Genomic DNA, 23,370 nt, shown 5'->3' with positions numbered 1-23,370 from the left:
GGCAGACCAGCCGAGGCACCCGGCTGGGCCGCACGTCCAGAACGGCTTCACCCGGGTGAGCCGCACATCCAGAACGACTTCACCCGGGTGAGCCTGACACCTACAGACTTCAACGGGCCTGTTCCAACGGGCAGGCACAACCCTGCTCGTACCGCAGGTCTGTCGGCCAGAGCTGACCGCGACCTCCTCCCATTCGGCGGTCAGACCGCGTCGCCGACCGGTTCCCGGTGTGTGGTGGGTGCCTGGGGGACCATCAGTTGGTGGTGGATCTTGGGGCCCAGGGTGAGGGCCGCGACGAAGATGCCCACGGCGACGACGACGCCGGCGTTGCTCAGGTGCGGTATCAGCAGCAACTCCGCCAGGAGAGCGGCAAGGATCACCGTGAGCTTCGCGGCCATCAGGCGCGGCGCGGACAGGGTGGGTCGTGCCGAGGGATGCACGGTGTGGGCCCGCGTGCGGTGGGCCAGGCGGATCTGGACGGGAACGGTGAGCAGCAGCAGGAGGACCCGGACGCCCAGCGAGGTCAGGGAGTGGTCGGCGTGCGGGTCCAGCAGGGCGCCGATCAGCAGGCTGATCCCGAAGCCGGCCGAGAGGATCAGGATGCGGGCGCCGATCAGCTGGCCCAGTGCCCAGGCGGGGTGCTCGGCCTCGTAGAGCTTGTGGGTCAGGCGGCGGTTGGTCGGCACCAGCAGGGGCGGGACGATCAGCAGCATGACGGCGGCGCGCAGGGCGTGGGCCCACGGGGGCTCGTCGCTGCCTCCCATCCAGGTGAACGCCATGAACAGGCCCATGGCGGCGTACCGCATCCGGATACTGCGGTCACGGGAGGTCGCTCGGTCCGGGCGGGGCGGCGTCTTCTGGTGAGCGTTCATGCAGGTGCTTCCTTCGTGGGAGGCAGGTGAGCGACGGCCGGACGCGGTACGTCATCGACCGGGCCGGGCGGTGCCTGGGTGGGTGGACGGTCCGCGGCGGCCGTCGGCCGGCCGCTGCGGAGTGTCGTTCGCGCTCAGTGGCGGCCGGATTGTCACTCGCTCTCGGTGGCCGCGGGTGCGGTACCGGCGTTGATGCCGGCGAACAGCCACTTCAGGGCCTGGCCGAAGAGTTCCTCGGGCACGCTGGCGGGGTCGATGCGCCGCTGGCGCACCAGGCCGCCGAACAGGGCCGCCACCACGGTGGCCACGGCCTCGGCGGAGACCTCGGCGGGGGCGCCCTGCTGTGCCAGGGAGGTGCTGATCACGCCCTCCAGTGCCTGGCGGGGTGCGCGCAGGTTGGCCGCCATGGCGTCCAGGACGTCCGGGTTGCGCACCGCGTAGAGCCAGAACTCGGCCTGGAGCGGGGCGAAGTCGATGTCCTTGTCGGCGACGTCGAGCAGCAGACGGCCGAGTTCGGCGGCGGCTTCCCCGGTGCCTGGCTCGTAGCGGTCCAGTGTCTGGGCGGCCTCGGCGATGCGGTCGGTCTGGCGGTGCGAGAGCAGTTCCAGGAACAGCGCCTCCTTGCCGCCGAAGTTCGAGTACAGCGCGCCGATGGAGAAGCCCGCCGCCTCGGCGATCTCCTCCACGGAGGCGCCGGTGAAGCCCTTGCGGGCGAAGACCCGCGCCGCCGCGTCCAGCAGTAGCGCCCGGGTGCGGGCCTTGGCCTCCGCCCGGCTCAATCGGCGGCGGGCAGGTTCGTCACTCTCAGCATTCATATTGCTGAAGCTATTCGGATAGGGATTGCTATGTCAAACGCTTGAATAGCGTGTACAGTCCAAATAGCGGTGCCTATCTGAATGGCGCTTGCTATCGCCTGCTGGGGCTCGGCGACCCGCCGCACATGAGGCGAAAGCCGCCGCTTTCGGGCCCCTGACCAGCGAGGAAAGGGAAGAGAGATGACCACGCAGTCCCCGCCGCAGCCCCTGAGGCTGGTGGTGGACCTGAACCTCTGCCAGAGCTACGGGCAGTGCGTCTACGCCGCCCCGACGGTCTTCCGGTTCCACGGCGAAGAATCGTTGGAGTACGACTACGCGCCCGACGCCGGGCTCCGCCGCGAGGTGGAGCGGGCCGCTGCCGCCTGCCCGGTCCAGGCGATCACGCTCGCCGGCGCCTCCGAGCCCGCGCCCACCGCGAGCGGAGCGGACCGGTGACCGCGTCGGGCGGGGCAGGGCTGCGTACGGGCCGGATCGTGGTGGTCGGCGCCTCTCTGGCCGGGCTGCGCGCGGCCGAAGCCCTCCGGGACGAGGGGTTCACCGGGGAACTCACGCTGATCGGCGAGGAGCCGCACGAGCCGTACGACCGGCCGCCGCTGTCGAAGGCGGTGCTGTCCGGCCGGCTGAGCTGCGACCACATCGTGCTGCCCCGGGTCCGTGACATCGACGCGCACTGGCTGCTGGGCACCCCTGCCACCGGGCTGGATGTGCCCGCCCGTCGGGTGGAGCTGGCCGACGGTCGGTCGGTGGCGTACGACCGGTTGCTGATCGCCACCGGCACCCGGGCACGGCCCTGGCCCGTCCGGGCCGGCGGTGCCCTGGACGGCGTCCATGTGCTGCGTACCCGCGAGGACGCCGAGCGGCTGCGCGGCGCGCTGGTGGCCGGCCCGTCCCGGGTGCTGGTCATCGGCGCGGGCTTCACCGGCGGCGAAGTCGCCTCCGCCTGCCGCGAGTTGGGACTGGCGGTGACGGTGACGCAGCGCAGCGGGGGGCCGTTGACCAGTGCACTGGGCGGGGTGATCGGCCGGGCCGCCGCCGACTGGTACCACGACGCCGGGGTGGACCTGCGGACGGACACCACGGTCCAGGCCCTGGAAGGCGACCCGTCCGGCCGGTTGCGCCGTGCCGTGCTGTCCGACGGCACGGTCGTGGACGCCGAGGTGGCCGTCGTCGCCACCGGCGCCCTGGCCAACACCGAGTGGCTGGCCGGCTCGGGGCTCGCCGCCGACCCGCGCGGCGTGGTGAGCGACGGCGGATGCCGGGCGGTGGCCACCGACGGCAGGCGGGTCGAGGACGTCTTCGTCGCCGGTGACGTCGCCCGCTGGCCGCACCCCCACTACCCCGGGCAGCTGCTGCGCCTGGACCACTGGGACAACGCCGTCGCCCAGGCACGCACCGCCGCGCACAACCTCGTCCACGGCCCGGGCGATCAGCGCGTCCACCGTCCGCTGCCCGCCTTCTGGTCCCACCAGTTCGGCCGCTACCTCAAGTCCATCGGTGTGCCGGCCCTCGCCGACCAGGTCGTGGTCACCCAAGGCGCCCTGGACCAGCGACGGTTCGTCGCCGCGTACGGCCTGAAGGGCAGGCTGGTCGGCGCCGTGGCGGTCGACTCCCCCCGCGTGCTGGACGGTTACGCGGCCCTCATCGAAGCCCGCGCGCCGTTCCCGCCGGTGCTGGGCGCCACCGACGGCCCGGCCCACCTCGACCCCGTCGACGCTGAATTTCCCGGCCATGCTGCCGGCAGCGCCCCGGACCACGTCCTCGGCACGCCGCCGGCCCTCGCGCCGGCCGCGTCCGCACACCGGTGAACGGAGAGTTCCCATGACGACATCCACCACGCCCTCGGCCACCGACCTGTTCGCCCGGGCCCTGCGGTACGAGAACCGCGCCGACCCCTACCCCCACTACGCCGAGCTGCGCCGGCACCCGGTCATGCGCATGGACGACGGCTCCTGGCTGGTCAGCGGCTACCGGGAGATCCGGCAACTGCTGCACGACCCGCGCAGCAGCGCCGACCGGCTCAACCCGCAGAACAAGGCCCCCAAGGCCGCCAGGAGCCTGCTCATGCAGGACCCACCGCTCCACGACCAGCTGCGCCGGGTGGTCACCCAGGAATTCATTCCCCGGATCATGGGCATGCGCGACCACCTCGGCGAACTGGTCGCCCAGCTCCTCGACGCGCACACCAGCGACCGCCCCGGCCAACTCGATGTCGTCGCCGATCTGGCCTACCCGCTACCGGTCACGGTGATCTGCGAACTGCTGGGCGTGCCCCCCGAGGACGAAGCCCTCTTCGGCAGCCTCGCCCGTCGACTCACCCGGGGCCTGGACCCCGTCGAAACCCAGACCGAAGAGGAAGTGCGCGAACTCGACCTGGCCCGGGGCGAGTTGGTCCAGTACCTGGAAGGGATCATCACCCAGCGCCGGACCAACCCCGGCAACGACCTGCTGTCCGGCCTGATGTTCCACGAGGACCCCGACCAGGTGATGAACCCGATACAGCTGCGCGTCACCCTGGGCCTGCTGCTGATCGCCGGGCACGAAACCACCGTCAACCTGATCGCCAACGGCACCCTCGCCCTGCTGCGCAACCCCGACGTCCTCGCCCGGCTGCGCACCGACCCCGACCTGGCCACTCCGCTGGTGGAAGAGGTACTGCGCCACGACCCACCGGTGCAGATCTCCGGCCGCAGCGCCCTGGCCGACATCGACCTCGCCGGCACCACCATCCCCCAGGGCTCCCGTATCCGCCTCATGCTCGCCGCGGGCAACCGCGACCCGCACCGCTTCGAGGACCCCGACCGGTTCGTCCCCGACCGCCGCGACAACGCCCACCTCGGCTTCGGCGGCGGCATCCACTACTGCATCGGCGCCACCCTCGCCCGCGCCGAAGCACAGATAGCGCTCACCGCCCTGGCCCACAGGCTGCAATCCCCGCGCCTGGTCACCGACCCACCGCCGTACCGGGAGAACGCCATCCTGCGCGGCCCGGAACAGCTCTTGGTCGCCTTCGAACGGCTCACCGCGGACACCCCACCCGTGGGCTGAGGTGTTGCTGGTTCCCCGTTCCCGGCTCCCTGTTCCCGGCCGCCCCGGATGCCCCCGCGGCGGCCGGGATTGCCGGGGGGGCGGGGGGCCGGGGCAGGCTCCGCGCGTCCCCGGGGCAACCTCTGGCCGGCCGGCGTCAGTCCGCGTTCGCAGTCAGCCGCGGCAGCCCATGCCACTGCGCAGGCACATCCACAAACCCCTCACATGGGCAAGGACAACAGTCGTACGCGTCCCGACGGCCACGACACGTCATCGTGGAGTGAGATGACCATCGTGCGCAGTGGCATCACTACCAGCCGGGACTCGGGCTGCTCCACGAGGACGTCGCCGTCCAGGCGGTGCCAGCCGAGCCGACGATACAGCGCTTCCAAGGGCGGTCGGCAGAACAGGAGGGCGTGGCGCGGGCCCATCGTGCGGGCGTGTTCCAAGGCCGCGGCGACGACTTGGCGGGCGAGGCCACAGCCACGTACATCAGGGGCCACCGCCACCCCGCCGACACCCACGACCTCGGCCCTCGTGTCGTCGATCGTGAGCGGAAGTCGCACCAGGCCTGCGTGCGCGACAAGACGTGCGCCGTGGCGGATGCCGAAGTGCTCGTCCTTGCCGCGCCAGGTGAGGCCGGTCTCCGCAACGCTGAAGGGATCATCGATGTCGCCAAGGATTTCGTTCTGCTCGGCTCGCGTGTAGCGGTCCAGGCGTATGGCGCGGGACGCCGGAGAGTCCGAAGAGTTCGGAGCGCCCGGGCAGTTCGGAGAGCCCGGGGAGTTCGGGGGGTCCGCAGCGTCCGGGGAGTTCGCAGAGTCCGGGGAGTCCGGGGAGTTCGGGTTCTTGGTCATTCCCGCATCATGATCCATGCGCGCGCGGGCCAGCCATCGGGGCAGCGGATCTGTCCGACCGAGCCGTCGCCGGTCACTGACCACCCAGGGCTTGCCATTCGGGAGCAAGGACCGCCCAGATCTGCTTGTCGTGGCGTACGCCCTCGTACGGCCATGCCTCGCGTCGTACGCCCTCCAGGGTCATGCCGAGCCGCTTGGCCACGGCTGAGCTGCGGTCGTTGTCGGCCCGGCAATGCCACTCGGCACGGTGCAGGCCCCGGGAGGTGAACGCCCAGTCCAGCAACACGCCGCACGCCTGCGTGATCAGACCGTGGCCCTCGGCGGACGGCTCCAGCCAGCAGCCGATCTCACATATGCCGGCAGCGGCATTGAAGTCGGTGAACATCACCCCGCCGACCAGCATTCCGCCCCGCCAGATGCCGTAGAGGCGGGCGCCGTCGCCGGCCTGGCGTTCGGCATAGCGCTGGAGCGTGGCCCGTGCTCCGTCCACATCGTCGGTGACGAACGCGGGCCCGACCCAGGGACGAATGTGTTCGCGAGCCCGATCCACATGGTCGGCGAACTCTTCGGCATGCCAGACCTCCAGCGGACCGAGGCGAGCACCGTCGCGCAGCGGCAGTGAGAACATGAGGGCCTCTCCATTCGCATAACAAACGTTACGGCAATGTACCGTGGGAGCATGCCACGCACCAAGGGAGATCACGAGGCCCGCCGACGCGACGTCTCCGAAGCGGTCTGGCAGGTCATGGCGACACGCGGTTTCGCCGGCCTGACGCTGCGCGCCGTCGCCGCCCAACTCGGAGCGACCACCGGCCTGCTCACGCACTACTTCCCCACCAAACAAGCCTTGGTGGAGTACGCCCTTGACCTCCTCGAACAGCGCACCCTCTCCCGCCCCCGCCGCCAAGCGGGCAAGAGCCTGGCCGCCGTCAGGGACGCCCTGCTGGACATCCTGCCGCTGACCCCTGAGGCCACCGACAGCAACCGAATCTGGGTCTCCTCCTGGGACGCCGCACTCTCCGACCCCGCCCTGAGCACCGACTACGCCCGCAAGTACGCCCAAAGCCGCGACAGGCTGAGCGAGCGGGTGGCCGCCGCCCAGGAAACCGGCGAACTCCCCCCAGGCAACCCCCAACACATCGCGGCCGGCGCCCAGGCCTTCACTCTCGGCCTGGTGGTCCAGGCACTCTTCGCCCCGGCGGAGTTCCCGCCGCAGCGGCAGATCGAGCTACTTGACGACTACCTGGCCACCTTGACCGGTCCCCGCTGACCCACGACGATCACTCGGCACGACTGACGCCACGACGCGATCACGAAGTGGCACCGGCCTACTGGCCGGTCGCGTACTCATGCGGGAACTCCCCCACCTTGCGCAACAGCGTGAAGAGGTGGGTGGGCGAGGTGGTGATTTCACTGACGCCGGCTGCCAGGATCTCGGCCCGCTTGGCAAGCGTCTGGCCTGAAGCGTAGATGAATACCGGGACGTCGTAGCCACGCGCCCGAATCTCCCGGGCGAGCTCCGTACCAGCATCCGGGTGAAGGCTGCCGTCCTCTTTCCGTGCCATGTTCGAGATGACCGCGTCGAACGGCGGCGCCGACGCCGCCATGGCGTCGATTCCCTTGTCCGTCGACTCGACCTGCACCACGTCCACGCCCAGGGCCTGCAACTGTGCGGCCTCGAAGGCGATGTTCGACGGGTGGTCGTCCACCCACAGGACTCTTCGCAGGGGGCGGAGAACACTTCTGTTCTCCAGTCCGGCGTATTCGGGAGAGGCACTGACCGACGCCAGCTTCCCCTGAATATCAGCCGTGGTCTTCAAGACCTTTTCGGAGACCTCCTGAACCGTCAGCTCCGCCGATCCGACCTTCACGGTGAATCCCCGAGAGTCAATGATTTTCTTGATGGTGGGGAAGAGCCGCCAGATCACCAGGCCGGCGAGGAGTGGCCATGCCAGAGTGGAAAGTGCACTCAACAGATCTGCGAAAGTTTTCATGACAACCTGGCCCTGTGAGGCGAAACAAGGCGATGGTCCCACCACATCGAGCTTGTCATCGCCCGGCGCGCGCGTCCGACGGGCCCAATGGCCCAACCATGACACCAACGGTGGCCATGCCGGAGCTGGCCACCGTCTGCAGGGCCGCCCGGCCAAGGGGAGAAGTCCCCTCGGCCGAGAGTGGGGAGCCGTGCGTGCGACTCAGCTGAGTTGGCGGGTGGGCATGATGGTGACCTGCTGGAGGTTGACCCGCGGTGGAAGGCTCGCGACGAAGCCGACGGTCTGCGCGATGTCCTGGGGCGTGAGCCACTCCATGGCCTGCTTGGAGCCCTCCAGCCACTCCAACGCCCCGGCGTCGGTGACATGGCTCTGCAGCTCGGTGCCGACGATGCCCGGTTCGAGCGCCGAGACCCGGACGTTCTTCGTTCCCAGTTCGGCTCGCAGGTGCCGGGAGAGATGGGTGACGTATGCCTTGGTCGCGGAGTAGACGGCGAAGTTCGGGAAGATGTTCTGCGCGGCTATCGACGACGTGTTGACCAGGTCGGCCACACCCCGCTCCCCGGCGGCCGTCACCAGCTGCGGCGTGAACGCGCCGATGACGTTCATCAGGCCGGTGATGTTCAGGTCGATCTGCCGCTGCCACTGATCGGTGGCCAGCTCCTCGACCGGGGCCGGGAGCATGACCCCCGCGTTGTTGAACAGCAGGTCGGCACCGCCGAGCTGGGCCGCCACCCGGTCGGCGGCCGCCTGTACGGCCGCGGCGTCGGTCACGTCGACCGCGAGGGCGAGCGCCTCGCCGCCGTTCTTCTCGATCCGGGCGACCAGGTCGTCCAGCCGCTCGGCACGCCGCGCCAGGGCGACGACACGGGCGCCGAGCCCTGCCAGGTGCTCGGCCGAAGCCTCACCGATACCGCTGGAGGCACCGGTGACGACCGCGACGCGGCCGGAGAGGGGACGGGCAGGGGTCTGCGTGGTGGTGGTCATGGGACACCTTTCGAAGGAGGTGAGATATCGAGGTGGGGGATTTCGAGGTGAGGGGGATTTCGAGGTGGGTTGGGTTTCGAGGCGGATGGGAGGAGGGGCTCGGGTCTGCGGTCTGTCGCCGCCGGCCCCTTCACAAGAACACCACCCGCGGACGTCTCACGGGACGCCACAAAGGGCCCTGAGCAGGCAGGTATCCGCGAGGCAAGTACTGGCAGTACCACCTGGCGCCCGGTGTGGCCCGCCCGCGCCCGTCACACTGGAGGGATGGATGACCGTAGTCGCGAGCTCGCTGATTTCCTGCGCACCCGCCGGGCCCGGATCACCCCCGACCAGGCGGGGCTGCCCGCCGACGGCCGGGTCCGCCGGGTGCCCGGCCTACGCCGTGACGAGGCGGCCCGCCTGGCCGGGGTGAGCACCGAGTACTACACCCGGCTCGAACAGGGCCGTGCGCACAACCCCTCCCCCGAGGTCCTGGAGGCCCTGGCCCGCGCCCTTCAGCTCGATGCCGCCGAGCGCGAGCACCTCACCGATCTCCTGGCCCGCCCCGTCCCGGCCCGGCGCGCCCCCGCCGGCCCGCAGCGGGTGCGCCCCGGACTGCACCTGATGCTGCAGACCCTCGACCATGTGCCCGCCTTCATCCTCGGCCGGCGCACCGACGTCCTGGCGTCCAACCGCCTGGCCCGCGAAGTCCTCACCGACTTCGATGCCCTGCCCGCGACCCGGCGGAATCTGGCCCGCTATTACCTTCTGGACCCCGAGGCCCGCGTCCGCGTCGGTGACTGGGAGCGGATCGCCGCCGAGACCGTCGCCATCCTGCGCCTCGAAGCCGGACGCCACCCCGACGACCGCCGGCTCGCCGATCTCATCGGCGAACTCACCCTGAAATCACCGGAGTTCTCGGCCTGGTGGAACGACCATCGGGTGCTGCGCCGCACGCACGGTACGAAGCACTATCACCACCCCCTGGTCGGCGACCTGGCCTTCTCCTACGAGTCGTTCCAGGTGCCTGGCGACGCCGAACAGACCCTGTGCGTCTACAACGTCGAGCCCGCGTCGGACACCGCCCAGGCGCTCCGGCTCCTCACCAGCTGGACTGCGCCACAGCCGACGGAGACGACGGGAACGACGGAGGAACGAGGAGCGTAGACGGCCACCGCCGTCACGGGGTCTCGGTGCGTGCCTGGGCGGCCGGCCCGGGGCGGTGCGAGGCGAGCGCGGTGCGCATGAGGCGGCGGGCGCGGCTCGCGGCCCGTTCGTCGCCGAGGAGTTGGATCTCCTGGTTGGCGGCCATGGCGATACCCGTCAGGGTGGACACAAGGTCCTCCGGGTCGAGATCCGGGGCGAGGTCGCCGGCTGCCTGCGCGGCGGTGATCTGCCCGGCCAGGAAACGCCGCCAGCGGGTCACCGCGTCGCGGAGGCAGGTGCGCAACTCCCCCGGCTGGCCGTCGAGTTCACAGGAGGCGGCCGTGACGAAGCAGCCGTTCGGGAACGGACTCCCATGGGCCTGTGGGAGACCACGACCATCGGGCCGTTCACCATCGCGGCTGTTCCCGCCGTGGACGCCCTCGGCGACCCCCAGGTCTCCTGGGCCGTCGAAGCCGACGGCACCCGCGTGATCCACCTGGGCGACACGATGCACCACGGCTACTGGTGGCGGGCCGCTCACCGCTACGGCCCGTTCGATGCCGTCCTCACCCCCGTCAACGGGCCGACCGTGTGCTTCCCGCACTGCCAGCCACCGAGCCCCTACCCCGCCGCCCTCGACGCCCGGCACGCTGCCGTCGCCGCCCGCCTCCTCCAGGCGAGAACCGCGATACCGATCCACTACGACGGCTTCCACGCCGAGGGCTTCTACACCACCCAGCCCGACGAACTCGCCCGCTTCCTCGACGCGGCCACCGGCGAGCCGTACGAGGTCCGCACCCCGGGCCTGGGCGAAGAGCTGAGCCTCTGACCCGCTGCCCATCCTCTGCCGGGAAGGCTCAACGTCGTTGCAGGCGGGGCGAATTGGGGCGCCGTCACCGACCCGACCCCTGCACACCTCATCCGTGCCTGGGCCGCCGAAGCCGCCCCGTCACCCGTCGGATCAGGCACAGGCACGCGGACCGGTCACCGGATATCTGCCGAACGGCAGATGTCGCCGGACCTCGGAAAAACCATGCTGGGAGCCACCCACCAAGCTTTCCGGAGGTCCACGTGCTCAGCCCTGGTTCGTCGATGCGCAGTGTGTCCAGGAGCATTCTGGCCGCTGTCGCCCTGATCTCGCTGGCCGCCGTCACGGGTTGCGCCGACGCCAAGGAGGCAACGCCCGAGACGAAGCGCTTCTCGCTCGCCGGCTCCACGCTCGATGTGCGGGCCCATGGTGTCCCCACCGACCTCGTCGCGACGCACCGCAAGGACGTCAAGGTCACCCGTTGGTTCGACGTGGGGACCGGCGCAGAGCCGCACTCCAGCTGGGAACTCAAGGGAAGGACCCTGGACTTGAGTGCCGGGTGCTCACGGTTCGCCAACTGTGATGTGCGCTTCCGCGTCGAGGTGCCGAAGTCGGTGAAGGTCCTGCGCAACGGCCGCGCCACCCACCTCAAGGGCACGCATACGACCGCTTCCGCGCCGTTTTCCGGTGTGCGGGCCCAGGCCCACGGTGCGTAGGAGGACACAGCGTGCTCGAACTCGTTGACATCACGAAGGTCTACCGGGGCGGCAAGCGGGCCGTGGACGGTATGACGATGCGGCTGGAAACCGGGATGCTCGGGCTGCTCGGTCCCAACGGGGCCGGCAAGTCCTCGCTCATGCGGATCGCCTCGACCGTGACCCGGCCGACCAGCGGCCAGGTCCTGTTCCACGGTACGGACGTGGTGGCCAAGCCCGAGGTGCTGCGCCGCACCCTCGGTTACCTCCCGCAGGACTTCGGGGTCTACCCCCACCTCACCTCTCGTGAGTTCCTCTCCTACCTCGCCGCCGCCAAGGGCCTCTCGGCCCGCTCCGCCCGGGCCCGCATCGACGAACTGCTGGAACTGGTCAACCTCACCGAGGCGGTCAAGCGCCCTCTCGGGAAGTACTCGGGCGGCATGCTGCGACGGGTGGGCATCGCCCAGGCGCTGCTTGCCGACCCCAAGGTGATCATCGTGGACGAGCCCACCGCCGGCCTCGATCCCGAGGAGCGGGTCCGCTTCCGCAACCTGCTGAGCGACCTCGCAGCGAACCGCGTCGTGATGCTCTCCACGCACATCGTCTCCGACGTCGAGTCCGTGGCCTCAGACATCGCGGTGGTCGCCGGAGGACGGCTGATCCGGCGGGGGGCGCCGGAGGAGCTGCTGGCCGCGGTCGAGGGACGCGTATGGGAAGTCCTCGTCGACCCGGCGGACCTTCCCGGCATCCAGAAGGGGCAGCTCGTCAGCAGGTTGATCCGCACGTCGAGCGGGGTGCGGGTACGAATGCTGACCCACGTGCCACCGTACGCCACCGCACAACGGGTCGAGCCCGACCTTGAGGACGCCTACCTGGCCATCGTGAACCACGCGACGCAAGCCGTGGCGCCGACCGCTCCCGCCGAGCGGACGGGGTGGCCGTGATGTTGCAGACCCTCATCAGGCTCGCCCTCGGGGACTTCTGGGACCGCGTGCGCCGGCCGGCGTACGCCGTCATCCTGATCGCCGCGGTCGGACTGGGCTACCTCGCCACACCGGCCAAGGAGGCCGGCTGGGTGGTCGTGCAGATCGGCACCTACCGCGGCACCTACAACAGCGCCTACATCGGCATGGTCGTCGCGCTGGCCGGAACGGTCTGGCTCTCCCTCGGCGGCTTCTACGTCGTACGCAACGCCATCTCACGGGACGAGAGCACCGGCGTGGGCCGGCTCCTGGCGGCCACGCCGCTGCGGACGTGGGCCTATCTGCTCGCCAAGTTCCTCAGCAGTGTGCTGGTGCTGTCCTCCATGCTGGGTGTCCTCGTGGTCACCGCGGTCGTCATGCAACTGGCGCGCGCCGAGTCCATGACGGTCGACCCCGTTCAGCTGCTCAGCCCCTTCATCGTGATCGCCCTGCCGCTGATGGCGTTCACCGCCGCCGCGGCGCTTCTCTTCGAGGCGATTCCGCTGCTGAGGGCCGGGCTGGGCAATGTCCTGTGGTTCTTCATCTGGGCGTTCATCGCCATCGGCGGGCAGTCTCCCCACGCACCGCTCGGCGGGATCGGCGTACACAGCGTCGTCCGGTCACTGGCCGCGGACCTGAAGGCGCAGGGCATCGATCCCCAACAGGTCGGGGAATTCAGCCTGGGACTCACAGTGGTGGACAAGCCGCTGAAGACCTTCGTCTGGCACGGCTTCGACCTGAGCCCCGGATTCCTCCTCGGCCGGTACGCACTGGTGGTCATCGCCCTGGCACTCACCCTGCTCCCGGCCCTGTGGTTCCACCGGTTCGACCCGGCGCGAGCGGGCGCCCTCGCGACCTCCGGAACGGACCCCGGAAACACACCGGAGGGCGCCGCAACACCCGCGCCAGTCACGTGGGAAGACCGTACGGGTACGCAGGCCCGGTCCGCCGGATTCGCCACCCTGCCCCAGGCCTCGGTGCGCTACGGCAATCCCGCACTGCGTCTGCTCCTGGGAGAAGTCCGCATCCTCCTCCAAGGCACGCCCCGGTGGTGGTGGGCCGGTGTTCTCCTCCTCGCCGCCGTCGCCCAGATGGCCACGCCGGCCACCGGCGTGACACGGATTCTGCTGCCGTTGGCCTGGATCTGGCCGGTGCTCATCTGGTCCCGACTGGGCACCCAACGCCATGAATTCGGTGTCGAAGCCATCCTCAGCGCCTACCCCTCGGCGCGTATTCGGTTGGCCGCGGAATGGGCAGCGGGGTTCGTACTCACGGCCGTCGCGGGCATCGGCCCGGCGCTGCGCATGTGCACCGGAGCTGACGCCCAGGGCCTGATCCACTGGTTGTGCGGAGCACTCTTCATCCCGTCCTTCGCCCTGGTGCTCGGCACGCTCAGCCGGACCCACCGCCTCTTCCAGTTCGCCTATCTGCCCCTGTGGTACGGCACGGTGAACGGCATCGCGCCGGTCGACTTCATGGGCGCGATCCGGACCGGCAACGGATCCCCGGCCGGCATGCCACCGGCATTCGTGCTCCTGAGCGCGGCAGCGATGGTCGGCATTGTCTTCTTGTCGAGCGCGGCCCGTCGCACGATGACGAGAATCTGACCGCCCGGGGCCACGTTAATTACGGATTTCCGTAGCGCCATCCTTGCCGCAGAAGGCGCTCCACGGCTTGGTCGAGCAGTGCTCGGCCCTGCCCGGCATGCCACCAGAGTGACCAGTTGACGTGAATCACCACCTCGATGAATTCGTCGTACTCGTGCCCGTCGGAGTACACCGTGCCGAAGGACTTCTGCGCCCTCAGCAGGAACGGATACCACACACTGGTCTCCGGCCTGGTCACCCAGGTGCGGCCGTTGGCACGTTCACAAGGGACCACAACGCGACGCAGCTTGTTGTCGTGGTCATCGATGCGTAGTTCATCGTGCTGCATGTGCCGGTCGGGTTCAGGCAGCCGGGCCCAGGTGTGGTTCACAAGCATTTCCGCCCAGGCCAGGCGCCGGCCTTCGGGTGCCTCATACGGTTCGTCAAGCAGGCGGTCGACGATGGTGAGCATCGACCGCTCGTCGACCGTGGCTGCCTCCACGACCTGAGGGTCCACATAGGGTGGGCGGGCGTCGGGCGGTGACTGCGGTGTCTTGAGAAACCAGTTCCCTCGCGACGGACAGCCGTCGGCCGGCCAGCCGAACTCATCCACCCAGTTGCTGGTCGCACAGAACGTCAGCGGCCTGATGAGCCCCTCGCACAGCACCGCCAGCGCTCGGACAGCACATTGAGCGGTCATTCGCTCCAGCTCGATCGGATCCCGGCCAGGCGTGGATTCCCACTGAATTCCACGCTCCAGTACCACCGTTCGGCTGTCACTGAAGAGGTAATGCTCGGTCGGCCCTGGGTGCTCCGACGGTCTCGTGTCTCGCATAGGCCTCGATTATGCGACCGAGAGCAGCCCCGATGGCCGGCGTCCGTCCAGGAGCCTGGTCCCGCCCGACTGTCTCCGCCGACCCACCGCCCCCGCCCCTGAACACGACGGCTGCCTGTACCACCCCAACGGGGTGGTACAGGCAGCCGTCACCGCACCACCGGATTCGCCGACAGCCACCGTAGGGGTCCGGGGCACCGGGGTGTCATCAATGGCTGCGCTGGCTGCCCATGGCCACGTCACTGGGCTTAGCGAAGTCGCTGGGCTTAGCGAACCGCGACCTTCGCCACGGTAGAGGTCCTCTCGCGTACGGGGTGGCGGTCGTTCGGGCTGGTCAGGCCGTACAGAGCCGCTCGGTATTGCTGGGTGCCGCGGTGCGCGGCCTTGACGTGTGCGGTGGCCCGCGCTTCGGTGCCCGTGTCGACCACGGCGCCGCAGGTCATCCGGTGCCACGCATGCCCGCCGCTGCGGCCCTCCAGGCATATCTGCAGGTAGCTGGCAGCGTCGTCATCCCCGCGCGCCGTGACTGTGAAGGCCTTGCCGACGTGCGCCGTGTGCGGCGCCTTGATCTCCACACTGCCCTTGGCGAATGCCGGCACGGCGGCCAGAGCCACCGAGGCCAGACCGAGCGCACCGACCACGGCCACACGACCGCCCCGCGCCCTCATCCCGGTCTTCTTCGTCCTGGTCATGGGCTTCCCTCCCGTGGGTCTCCCGCACATGGTGAGACCCACCCGTTCACGTAGGCGCCTGGTGCGCCTCGCTGACTACCCAGATGAGCTGGCCGCCCCGCCCGTTGCGCCCCACCCGGCACCTTTACCAATCCATGACAAAGCATGCGGACCGGGCCGATCCCACATCAAAGTGAAAAAGCCACTGAGGAGATGAAGTCGGCACGGGGGAAAGGGAAGGGGCCGGGCCGTCATCGGACCGCATCGGGTTCCCCATCGGACTGCAGCGGGCCCCATCGGGCCGCATCGAGCCACAACGAGCCGCGGCGGACCGGTCCGGCAAATGCCATGAGGCACTGGGGCACCAGATGTTCCACATGGTGTGAGGGACATGGGGCCGTCAACCTTGGAGGTAATTCCGCGGTCAATACATGAGCAAGGGCGTTCAGGACGCACGCGCCGTTCGGCGGTATGCACAAGAGGGCACGATGGTTCAGTTGCGGCTGCTAGGGCCAGTTCAGATCGAGACGGACCAGGGCCTGTCACTGGCCCTGGGGGCGGGCCGCATCCGTACCGTGGCCGCGGTGCTGATCAGCGAGATCAACCGTGTGGTCCCGGTGCACCGGCTGATCGACCTGGCGTGGGACGGGGAGCCGCCGGCCCGAGCGCGGGGCGTGGCCCACAACCATGTGCACCGACTGCGAGGGCTGTTGGCGGGGCATGTCTGGACAGTCAGCCCCAGTCCCAGTCACGGAGTACGGAATCCGCGAAAGGTCACGTGCTTGTGGCTCACGAAGCCAAGTCGTTCGTAGAGTGCGATCGCGCCGGTGTTCGTTTCGGCCGCGTGCAGGAAGGGGCGTTCGTTGCGAGCCAGGATGCGTGCGATGAGGCTGCTGACCAGGCGGGCGGCGTGGCCTTGCCCGCGTGCTTCGGGGGCTGTGCAGACGCTGCTGATCTCGGTCCATCCCGGTGGCCGGAGCCGTTCGCCCGCCATGGCCAGCAGTCTGCCGCCCTCGCGAATGCCGAGGTAGGTGCCCAGTTCGTAGGTGCGTGGCCAGAACGGTCCTGGTTGGGTCTGTGCGACCAGGTCGAGCATCTGGGGTGCATCGGCTGCACCCAGTTCGACCACCTCGGTTCCGGCCGCGGCAGGAGCCTGGTCGGGGCGGCTGCTGCCGGGCCAGATCAGCTGTCGGCCTTCGAGGACGAAGACCGGCTCCCAGTCCGACGGTGGGGACGCCGGGCAGCTGAACATGTCGGCGAACGCCTTGTGACCGAGGAGCCGCGCGAGGTCTGCCCAGTCCGCCGCGTCGGCGTCGGCCGGCACCGACGAGAAGGTCGCGAAGTGCGGCAGGTAGGTGGCAGCCCGGCCGAGTCGGCGCCCGAGACCTGCATGGCGGCCGCGTAGCGATTCGCCCACCGGGTCGTCCAGTGCCGCGGTGTCACCGCTTGTCATCGTGCTGTGCCCTTTCCCGCTGCGTATGCTGTCGGCCGGGCGGCGCGACACCGCCGGGCGCATTCCCCAGTCTGGCTGACACGGTGCACATGCACGACCACAACCACGGCACCGCCGCCTCCGGCCTCGTCATCGCCGTCCACGTCGGCGTCATGTACCTGCCCTCCCCGCTGACCGGCTGGCTCGTCGACCGCTACGGCCGTACGAAGATCGCCGCCGCCTCCGGCATCACCCTGCTGACCGCCGGCATCCGGGCCGCCGCCGCGCCCGGCGACTCCGCCGCGCTCCTGGCATGCGCCCTTGCCCTGCTCGGGCTGGGCTGGAACCGCGGCCTCGTCTCCGGTACCGCGATCATCACCGACACCGTCCTGCTCACCACCCGCGCCAAGCCCCAGGGCCTGGTCGACGTTTCCATCGCCCTCGCCGGAGCCACCGGCGGCATGGCCTCCGGCATGATGGTCACCACCACCAGCTATCCCGCCCTCGCCCTCACCGGCGGCATCCTCTCCCTCGCTCTCCTGCCTGCCATCGCCGCCACCGCCTACCACCGACGAACCGCGTGAGCCCATGGACCCCACGAACTCCACCAACCCCCCGAACCCCATGAACCCCCTGACGCCCGCGCCGGACATCACCGTCGACGGCACCGGACTGCTCTGCGTCACCCTCCTGATGCGCATCCGCAAGGCCATCGACAGCGCCACCCCCGGCACCGTCGTCCACATCATCGCCACCGACCCAGCCGCCCCCCCTCGACCTGCCTGCCTGGTGCCACATGACCGGACACCACTACCTCGGCCCGGTCCCCGGCGATGGGCCGCCCGTCTACGCCCTCCGCATCTCGGCCCACGCCCTCCCCACCGAAGCCGACGCCCCCTGGCGCCCCAGCGGCACAGGCTGATCCCCCATCAACCCGAACGGAACACGGGGGGACGGCAGTTGCTTCAGCCGTAGGCGCTCGCACAGACCGACCGGGCGGGTGCGCTAGCGGGGCCGACAGCGGCGGGGGCCGGCAGCGCCCTGGGCACGAGCCCGCCGTAAGACGGCTGGTGAGGCGCTGCCTCCTCACCGCAGGCGGTCAACTCGCCCTTGATTGAACGCCGGCCGGCGCACCGGGCCGAGTCCGGAAATCCGTAAGACTGCGGAGGTACGACAGACCGGGGCGACCGGAGAGTTGCCTCTCGCCGACGACCGCGAACCCTGAGCGAGCCAGCACGGCCCGCGATGCGGCATTGTCGAGCGTGGTCGCGGCCCGCAAGAAGGTCAGCCCGTAGCTGTTGGCAGCCAGGTCGCACAGCTTACGCACGGCTCTGGTGGCCAGCCCCTGGCCTGCGGCACGCTCCGCGATCCGGTATCCGAGCTCGGCACCGCCATCCGCCACATCCATGAGGTTGATGCGCCCCAGCACCTCGCCGTCGGCGCCGACCAGCACGTGGAAGTAACAGACACCAGCCTCCTGCTCGGCAAGCAGGCCGCGCAGCCGCTCGTCGAACCGGGCGAAGTAGTCATCACCTCGGTCGGGCACAGAGGCGGCGAAGTAAGCCCGGTTCTCCTGCTCGAAGGCGAGCAACGCGGAGATATGGCCTGGACGGAGCAGCTGCATTTCGGGCATGACCACGAATATAGGGAACCCAACCACCGCCCGGCTTCTCTTTTATGGCAGCCCCGCACTCCCCCACTTCGGCAGTGTGATCGCAACCGCTGAACGCCTCCTAGGGAACTGTTGCGAACAAAGGGTGCCTGTCCGGCAGAGGCCAGGCAGACACCACGGCCGACACCACGGCCGGCACCCATCGGCGGCCCCACGCCTCGACGCCACCCCGGGCTTCCCGGACGTGGAGAGCCGAGTACGGATGTCGGAACCCACCGCCCGCAGGTGCGAGGGAGGCGTCCGGTCGTCAGCGGAGGACCACCGTGCGCCGGCCCTGGACGAACACCCGGCCCTCGCAGTGCCACCGGACCGCTCGGGCCAGGGCTGCCGACTCTGCGTCGCGGCCGATGGCGGCCAGGTCGTCGGGGGTGTGGCTGTGGTCGACGCTGATGACCTCCTGGGCGATGATCGGGCCTTCGTCGAGGTCGGCGGTGACGTAGTGGGCTGTGGCGCCGACGAGCTTGACGCCGCGGTCGTGTGCCTGGTGGTAGGGCTTGGCGCCCTTGAAGCTCGGCAGGAACGAGTGGTGGATGTTGATCGTCCGGCCGGCCAGTCGGGTGCACAGGTCGTTGGAAAGGACCTGCATGTAGCGGGCCAGCACGACCAGGTCCACGTCGAACTCCTCGACGATCCCCAGGAGTTGGGCTTCGGCCTCGGGCTTGGTCGAGGCGGTGACCGGCACGTGGAAGAACGGGATGCCGTGCCAGCTGACGAGTGCCTCGTGGTCGGGGTGGTTGGAGACCACGGCGACCACGTCGACGGGCAGGTCACCGCTACGGGTGCGGAAGAGCAGGTCGTTGAGGCAGTGGCCGTGGCGGGACACCATGACGAGCACGCGGCGCCGGGTGCCGGCCGGTTCGAGGTGCCACCGCATCGCGAAGGGGGCGGCCACGGTGGCGAAGTCCCGGCGGAGGGCCTCGGTGGTGTTCTCGCTGCCGGAGGTGGCGAAGTGGACCCGCATGAAGAAATGGCCGTCGCGGCGGTCACCGAACTGGTGGTTGTCGATGATGTCGCTGCCGTGCTCGAGAAGGAACCGCGAGACGGCATGCACGATGCCGGGAGCCTCGGGGCAGTCGACGGTGAGGATGTGCTCGACGGGCGGCGCCGTGGCGGAAGCTGCGAGATCAGTCATGGTGTCAGCACTCGATTACGGTGAGGAGGAGGCCGATGCGGACCGAGTAGAGGTCGAATGCGCTGAGTGCCATCAGGGGACCTCGGGGCCGCGGTACTCGCGCATCGCATCGATGAGCCAGCGCGCCAGATAGTCGGCGAACGAGGAGCGTGGGAACAGCCGGTACGTGGGCTTGTCGTCGACCTGCCAGAGCAGGACCGCAACGGGGCCCACCGTGGTCGACACGGCTTGGCCGGGTGCGAAGGACCGGGGGTGCAGGTCCAGTGGGCAGCCCTTCTCCAGTACCTGCCGGGCGGCCGGGCCGCTCAGCTCCAGCGTGGTGCGGTTGGCGGAAACGTCCACGACCGAGCCCGGAGCCCCTCCGAGTGCCTGGCGCAACTCGGCGGTCACAGCGGTCGATTCGGCCTGGGACAGTACGAGCCACTCGTCGGGGCCGAGCCAGCAGACCGTGTGGGGGCCGGATGCGGACGTGTGGCCGCACTGCCGCGGGAGCGATGTGCCCAGGGTCTTCTCGATGCGGGCGGCCGCTTCGGAAGCGGGGGCGACGCGCAGGTTCACCATGGTGAGGAACGGCCATTCGGTCAGCGTGACGCCGCGGGCGCCGGTGACGGCGGCGGCGCGGATCCGCTCCTCCAGATGCGCCAGCGGGCTTCTGCGCAGTGCGACCGGGCCTGCGCCTGCGCCTGCGCCTGCGCCTGCGCCTGGGTCGAACGTCGGCTCAGCCATCTCGCTTGGTCCCTTCGGGGTCGTAGAGGACGGGTTCGGTGACCCGGACGGGTACGAGGTCGTCGCCGACGGGGGCGAAGAGCGTGTCGCCGACCCGGTCCCGGCCGGCGGCGACCAGGGCGAGGGCGAACGGGCGGCCCAGCGCCTCGCTGTGGTAACTGGAGGTGACGTGGCCGAGCATCGGCACCGGCCCGGCTTCCGGGGTGAGGGGCACGTCCGGCGCGATGAGCTGGGTGCCCTCGGGCAGCCGGGTCGTGCGGTCGCTCGGTAGCAGGCCGACCAGCTGCTTGCGGTCGGTGCGGGAGGTGTCGGCGCGGGAGTAGGACCGCTTGCCGACGAAGTCCTTCTGCTTCGAGACGACCCAGGACATACCCGCGTCCTGTGGCGTGACGGTGCCGTCGGTGTCCTGGCCGACGATGATGTAACCCTTCTCGGCCCGCAGGACGTGCATGGTCTCGGTGCCGTACGGCGTGATGTCGTAGGGGCGGCCGATCGCATCCACCTCCTCCCAGACCGCCAGGCCGTACCACGCGGAGACGTTGATTTCGTAGGCGAGTTCGCCGGAGAAGGAGATCCGGCAGATGCGGGCCGGGACACCGGAGGCCAGGGTGGTCTCGCGGAAGGCCATGAACGGGAACGCTTCGGTGGACAGGTCGACATCGGGCGCGAGTTGGGCGACGACCTCGCGGGAGCGGGGGCCGACGACGGCGATCGTCGTCCACTGCTCGGTCACCGACGTGCAGTGGACGTCGAGTCCGGGCCACTCGGTCTGCAGCCACTCCTCCAGCCAGTCCAGGACCCCGGCGGCGCCGCCGGTCGTGGTCGTCATGAAGTAGCGGTTGTCGTCGAGGCGCAGCGTCACACCGTCGTCGAAGATCATGCCGTCGGGCTTGCACATGACGCCGTAGCGGGCCATGCCGGGCTTGAGCTTCTTGAAGGCGTTGGTGTAGATCCGGTTGAGGAACTCGCCGGCATCCGCGCCCCAGATCTCGATCTTGCCGAGGGTGGAGGCGTCCATGAACGCCACTCCCCCACGGGCCGCGCGGCACTCGCGGGCCACGGCCGTGTCCATGTCCTCACCGGGCAGGGGGTAGTACCGGGGGCGCTTCCACTGCCCGACGTCCTCGAACTCCGCTCCGTGCGCCACATGCCAGCCGTGGATGGAGGTGGTGCGCTCCGGGTCGAACAGCTCGCCGCGCTCCCGCCCGGCCAGGGCGGCGAAGGCCACCGGCGTGTAGGGCGCACGGTAGGCCGTGGTGCCGATCTCCCCGGGTGACGCGCCCGCGCCGAGGGCCTCGGCGATCACGCCGATCGCATTGACGCCGGACGTCTTGCCCTGGTCGTTGGCCGTGCCGAGCGAGGTGTAGCGCTTCACGTGCTCGACGCTGCGCATACCGGCTCCGGTGGACCGCCAGACGTCGGCGACGGTGACGTCGCGCTGCAGATCGACGAAGTGGGTGTCCCAGACACCGGGCTCGCCGTCGGGGGCGGGCACCAGCCACACGGCACGCGTCGGGCCCACGGGCCGGGCATCGCCGGGCGACGGAACGGCGACCGGGAACCCGGCGTCCGTCGCGGCCTGCGCACCCGCCCGCGCCCCCTCGGCCAGACAGCCGTCGAGGTCGTACGTCCCGCGCGCCGCACCGACCACCTGCTGGTCCCGTACGTAACCATCAGGCACGAAGGCGACCAGGTCCTCGTCCCAGCGCAGCCGGCCCTGGCGCTGGCTGTGCAGGTGCACGACCGGGCTCCAGCCGCCCGAGACGGCGAGCAGATCGCAGTCGAACGTCTGTGAAGAACCGGTCAGTTGGTTGTCCGCGTCAAGCGCCTGGACGGTGACTCCGGTGAGCCGGCCCTCGCCCGCGGTGTCGACCACCGTGCTGCCGGTCAGCACCCGTAGCCCCGTCGCCGCGGCGACCTCGGCGGCCCGGTGGGACAGCTCCGGACGCGCGTCCACGACGGCGGCGATGTCGATCCCGGCGGCGTGGAGATCGGCGACCGTGTCATAGGCGCTGTCGTTGGTCGTGCTCACCACGGCCCGCGAGCCCGGAGCCACGCCGTACCGGTTGAGGTACGAGCGCACGGCCGCGGCGAGCATCACTCCGGGCCGGTCGTTGCCGGCGAAGACCAGCGGACGCTCGTGCGCGCCGGTCGCCAGGACCACCTGGCGGGCGCGGAGGTGCCACAACCGCTGGCGCGAAACGCCCTCAGGGGCCGCCGCTGCTCCGAGGTGGTCGGTGCGCGCCTGCAGGGCCAGCACGTAGTTGTCGTCGTACGAACCGAACGCCGTGGTGCGCGGCAGGACGGTGACCTCGGGAGCGGCGTCGAGCGCCGCGCGGATGTCGGAGACCCAGGCGAGGGCGGGCTGCGCGCCGACTGTCTCGGTGCGTCCGGAGAGCAGCGCACCGCCGGGTTCGGGCTGGTCGTCGAGGAGGATCACCCGGGCGCCGGAGTCGGCGGCCGCGGCGGCGGCCGCGAGCCCGGCCGGTCCGGCGCCGACGACCAGGACGTCGGTGTGGAGGTACTTCTTGTCGTAGACCGCGGGGTCGGGGGCCGGGTCGAGCCGGCCCATGCCGGACAGGGTGGTGGCGGACAGGCCGTCGTACAGCTCGACGGTCGTCGCCGGGAGCATGCCCTCCGAACATGAACTGCCCAGCTGCAGAAGGGCGTTGGGCTCCTCGACACCGGCGGCGACGATGCCGCGCGGGCGGCCGCGGTAGAGGGACGGCGCGACCTCGATGAGGCCGTGGGCCAGCATCGCGGAGGCGACGGTGTCACCGGGGTGGCCGGTCAGTTCGCGGCCGTCGACGGTGAACCGCAGCACGGTGCCGCGGTCGACCCGGCCGCCGTGCCGGAGCCGGAAGTGCTGGTCGGTCATCGGTTCCCTCCGGCCTGGGGCAGTTCGGGGCGCGGCTCGTCGAGCCGGTAGACGGCGAGAACGTCGTAACTGACGGTGTCGCGCAGGACGTTGAACCAACGGCGGCAGCCGAGGCTGTGCATCCACCGCTCGGCGAAGTGGCCCTTGGGGTTGTCGCGGTAGAAGACGTACTGGGCCCACTGCTCGTCGGTGAGGTCCGCGGGGGTTTCGGGGTAGGGGACATGGGCCTGTCCGCCGTAGTGGTACTCGGTCTCGTCGCGCGGACCGCACCAGGGGCAGCTGATCAGCAGCACGGTGTCCTT

Annotated in this window: 24 protein-coding genes and 2 pseudogenes; 11 read left to right on the top strand and 15 right to left on the bottom strand. The window is 70.1% G+C overall.

The genetic code is table 11. The annotated features are described in order from the left end of the window. Positions 1 to 200: 200 nt before the first annotated feature. Both ACGF4C_RS14170 and ACGF4C_RS14165 read right to left on the bottom strand, forming a co-directional pair. Positions 201 to 872 (bottom strand): hypothetical protein, encoded by a 672-nt coding sequence (locus tag ACGF4C_RS14170; protein ID WP_393566169.1) that lies wholly within the window; start codon positions 870 to 872, stop codon positions 201 to 203. A 152-nt stretch (positions 873 to 1,024) separates the two neighbouring features. Next, on the bottom strand, positions 1,025 to 1,687 hold the full coding sequence (locus ACGF4C_RS14165) for a TetR/AcrR family transcriptional regulator (protein WP_393566167.1): 663 nt from the start codon (positions 1,685 to 1,687) through the stop codon (positions 1,025 to 1,027). 180 nt (positions 1,688 to 1,867) lie between these two features. Between ACGF4C_RS14165 and ACGF4C_RS14160 the strand changes: the two genes are divergently transcribed. Genes ACGF4C_RS14160 through ACGF4C_RS14150 form a run of 3 tightly spaced genes read left to right on the top strand, consistent with a single transcriptional unit; the run spans position 1,868 to position 4,732 of the window. After that, positions 1,868 to 2,122 carry a ferredoxin gene (locus ACGF4C_RS14160; protein ID WP_393566165.1) on the top strand — a complete coding sequence of 85 codons (255 nt, stop codon included), beginning with the start codon at positions 1,868 to 1,870 and terminating at the stop codon, positions 2,120 to 2,122. After that, the gene (locus ACGF4C_RS14155; RefSeq protein ID WP_393566164.1) at positions 2,119 to 3,492 is read left to right on the top strand and encodes an NAD(P)/FAD-dependent oxidoreductase; all 1,374 of its coding nucleotides are present in this window, start codon (positions 2,119 to 2,121) and stop codon (positions 3,490 to 3,492) included. The genes ACGF4C_RS14160 and ACGF4C_RS14155 overlap by 4 nt, the downstream gene beginning before the upstream one ends. Before the next feature lie 13 nt (positions 3,493 to 3,505). Beyond that, a complete protein-coding gene (locus tag ACGF4C_RS14150; protein ID WP_393566163.1) occupies positions 3,506 to 4,732 on the top strand; it encodes a cytochrome P450 in 1,227 nt (408 codons plus the stop codon). 200 nt (positions 4,733 to 4,932) lie between these two features. On the opposite strand, the gene ACGF4C_RS14145 is transcribed toward ACGF4C_RS14150, so the two are convergent. Further along, the gene (locus ACGF4C_RS14145) at positions 4,933 to 5,568 is read right to left on the bottom strand and encodes a GNAT family N-acetyltransferase (RefSeq protein ID WP_393566162.1); all 636 of its coding nucleotides are present in this window, start codon (positions 5,566 to 5,568) and stop codon (positions 4,933 to 4,935) included. Between the two features lie 73 nt (positions 5,569 to 5,641). Beyond that, complete coding sequence (locus tag ACGF4C_RS14140; RefSeq protein ID WP_393566160.1) at positions 5,642 to 6,196, bottom strand: GNAT family N-acetyltransferase; 555 nt, start codon at positions 6,194 to 6,196, stop codon at positions 5,642 to 5,644. 51 nt (positions 6,197 to 6,247) lie between these two features. On the opposite strand from ACGF4C_RS14140, the gene ACGF4C_RS14135 reads away from it, so the two are divergent. After that, positions 6,248 to 6,838: a TetR/AcrR family transcriptional regulator gene (locus tag ACGF4C_RS14135; RefSeq protein WP_393566158.1), complete on the top strand. Its 591-nt coding sequence runs from the start codon at positions 6,248 to 6,250 to the stop codon at positions 6,836 to 6,838. 58 nt (positions 6,839 to 6,896) lie between these two features. Here the strand turns inward: ACGF4C_RS14135 and ACGF4C_RS14130 are convergent, their stop codons facing one another. Both ACGF4C_RS14130 and ACGF4C_RS14125 read right to left on the bottom strand, forming a co-directional pair. Beyond that, positions 6,897 to 7,562: a response regulator gene (locus ACGF4C_RS14130; RefSeq protein ID WP_393566157.1), complete on the bottom strand. Its 666-nt coding sequence runs from the start codon at positions 7,560 to 7,562 to the stop codon at positions 6,897 to 6,899. Between the two features lie 201 nt (positions 7,563 to 7,763). Then, on the bottom strand, positions 7,764 to 8,546 hold the full coding sequence (locus ACGF4C_RS14125) for an SDR family oxidoreductase (protein WP_393566155.1): 783 nt from the start codon (positions 8,544 to 8,546) through the stop codon (positions 7,764 to 7,766). A 264-nt stretch (positions 8,547 to 8,810) separates the two neighbouring features. Here ACGF4C_RS14125 and ACGF4C_RS14120 point away from each other — a divergent pair, with 264 nt between their 5' ends. Beyond that, positions 8,811 to 9,692: a helix-turn-helix transcriptional regulator gene (locus ACGF4C_RS14120; protein ID WP_393566153.1), complete on the top strand. Its 882-nt coding sequence runs from the start codon at positions 8,811 to 8,813 to the stop codon at positions 9,690 to 9,692. Between the two features lie 13 nt (positions 9,693 to 9,705). Here the strand turns inward: ACGF4C_RS14120 and ACGF4C_RS14115 are convergent. Further along, positions 9,706 to 10,032 (bottom strand): annotated as a pseudogene (locus tag ACGF4C_RS14115) (TetR family transcriptional regulator C-terminal domain-containing protein); the annotation flags it as partial. On the opposite strand from ACGF4C_RS14115, the gene ACGF4C_RS14110 reads away from it, so the two are divergent. The 4 genes from ACGF4C_RS14110 (at position 9,919) to ACGF4C_RS14095 (ending at position 13,743) form a co-directional block, all read left to right on the top strand. After that, entirely contained in the window at positions 9,919 to 10,500 is a 582-nt protein-coding gene (locus tag ACGF4C_RS14110; protein WP_393566317.1) for an MBL fold metallo-hydrolase, read from the top strand. The pseudogene ACGF4C_RS14115 and the gene ACGF4C_RS14110 sit on opposite strands and share 114 nt — an antisense overlap. Before the next feature lie 263 nt (positions 10,501 to 10,763). After that, positions 10,764 to 11,195 carry a hypothetical protein gene (locus tag ACGF4C_RS14105; RefSeq protein ID WP_393566152.1) on the top strand — a complete coding sequence of 144 codons (432 nt, stop codon included), beginning with the start codon at positions 10,764 to 10,766 and terminating at the stop codon, positions 11,193 to 11,195. A gap of 11 nt (positions 11,196 to 11,206) precedes the next feature. After that, a complete protein-coding gene (locus tag ACGF4C_RS14100) occupies positions 11,207 to 12,118 on the top strand; it encodes an ABC transporter ATP-binding protein (RefSeq protein ID WP_393566150.1) in 912 nt (303 codons plus the stop codon). Next, complete coding sequence (locus ACGF4C_RS14095; RefSeq protein WP_393566149.1) at positions 12,118 to 13,743, top strand: ABC transporter permease; 1,626 nt, start codon at positions 12,118 to 12,120, stop codon at positions 13,741 to 13,743. The genes ACGF4C_RS14100 and ACGF4C_RS14095 overlap by 1 nt, the downstream gene beginning before the upstream one ends. A gap of 19 nt (positions 13,744 to 13,762) precedes the next feature. On the opposite strand, the gene ACGF4C_RS14090 is transcribed toward ACGF4C_RS14095, so the two are convergent. The 3 genes from ACGF4C_RS14090 to ACGF4C_RS14080 all read right to left on the bottom strand — a co-directional run bounded on the left by ACGF4C_RS14090 (position 13,763) and on the right by ACGF4C_RS14080 (position 16,681). Beyond that, positions 13,763 to 14,557, bottom strand: a complete 795-nt coding sequence (locus tag ACGF4C_RS14090) for a hypothetical protein (protein WP_393566148.1) — start codon at positions 14,555 to 14,557, stop codon at positions 13,763 to 13,765. Positions 14,558 to 14,823: 266 nt separating this feature from the next. Next, positions 14,824 to 15,249, bottom strand: coding sequence for a hypothetical protein (locus tag ACGF4C_RS14085; protein ID WP_393566146.1), 426 nt, complete (start codon positions 15,247 to 15,249; stop codon positions 14,824 to 14,826). A 727-nt stretch (positions 15,250 to 15,976) separates the two neighbouring features. Beyond that, the gene (locus ACGF4C_RS14080; protein WP_393566316.1) at positions 15,977 to 16,681 is read right to left on the bottom strand and encodes a GNAT family N-acetyltransferase; all 705 of its coding nucleotides are present in this window, start codon (positions 16,679 to 16,681) and stop codon (positions 15,977 to 15,979) included. An 83-nt stretch (positions 16,682 to 16,764) separates the two neighbouring features. Between ACGF4C_RS14080 and ACGF4C_RS14075 the strand changes: the two are divergent. Continuing rightward, positions 16,765 to 17,244: pseudogene (locus ACGF4C_RS14075) on the top strand (MFS transporter); the annotation flags it as partial. A 212-nt stretch (positions 17,245 to 17,456) separates the two neighbouring features. Further along, entirely contained in the window at positions 17,457 to 17,582 is a 126-nt protein-coding gene (locus ACGF4C_RS14070) for a hypothetical protein (RefSeq protein ID WP_393566145.1), read from the top strand. 177 nt (positions 17,583 to 17,759) lie between these two features. On the opposite strand, the gene ACGF4C_RS14065 is transcribed toward ACGF4C_RS14070, so the two are convergent. The 5 genes from ACGF4C_RS14065 to ACGF4C_RS14045 all read right to left on the bottom strand — a co-directional run bounded on the left by ACGF4C_RS14065 (position 17,760) and on the right by ACGF4C_RS14045 (position 23,361). Next, complete coding sequence (locus tag ACGF4C_RS14065; protein WP_393566143.1) at positions 17,760 to 18,293, bottom strand: GNAT family N-acetyltransferase; 534 nt, start codon at positions 18,291 to 18,293, stop codon at positions 17,760 to 17,762. 286 nt (positions 18,294 to 18,579) lie between these two features. Beyond that, positions 18,580 to 19,464, bottom strand: a complete 885-nt coding sequence (gene purU / locus ACGF4C_RS14060) for a formyltetrahydrofolate deformylase (RefSeq protein ID WP_393566141.1) — start codon at positions 19,462 to 19,464, stop codon at positions 18,580 to 18,582. A 72-nt stretch (positions 19,465 to 19,536) separates the two neighbouring features. Next, the gene (locus tag ACGF4C_RS14055; protein WP_393566139.1) at positions 19,537 to 20,190 is read right to left on the bottom strand and encodes a sarcosine oxidase subunit gamma; all 654 of its coding nucleotides are present in this window, start codon (positions 20,188 to 20,190) and stop codon (positions 19,537 to 19,539) included. Next, on the bottom strand, positions 20,183 to 23,068 hold the full coding sequence (locus tag ACGF4C_RS14050) for a sarcosine oxidase subunit alpha family protein (RefSeq protein WP_393566138.1): 2,886 nt from the start codon (positions 23,066 to 23,068) through the stop codon (positions 20,183 to 20,185). The genes ACGF4C_RS14055 and ACGF4C_RS14050 overlap by 8 nt, the downstream gene beginning before the upstream one ends. After that, positions 23,065 to 23,361, bottom strand: a complete 297-nt coding sequence (locus ACGF4C_RS14045; RefSeq protein ID WP_393566136.1) for a sarcosine oxidase subunit delta — start codon at positions 23,359 to 23,361, stop codon at positions 23,065 to 23,067. The genes ACGF4C_RS14050 and ACGF4C_RS14045 overlap by 4 nt, the downstream gene beginning before the upstream one ends. Between the last annotated feature and the right edge of the window lie 9 nt (positions 23,362 to 23,370).

The organism is Streptomyces sp. NPDC048197, from assembly GCF_043202395.1.
GTDB lineage: Bacteria > Actinomycetota > Actinomycetes > Streptomycetales > Streptomycetaceae > Streptomyces > Streptomyces siderophoricus.
The sequence above is the reverse complement of the archived record's forward strand: the minus strand, read 5'-3'. Positions and strand labels throughout refer to the sequence as shown.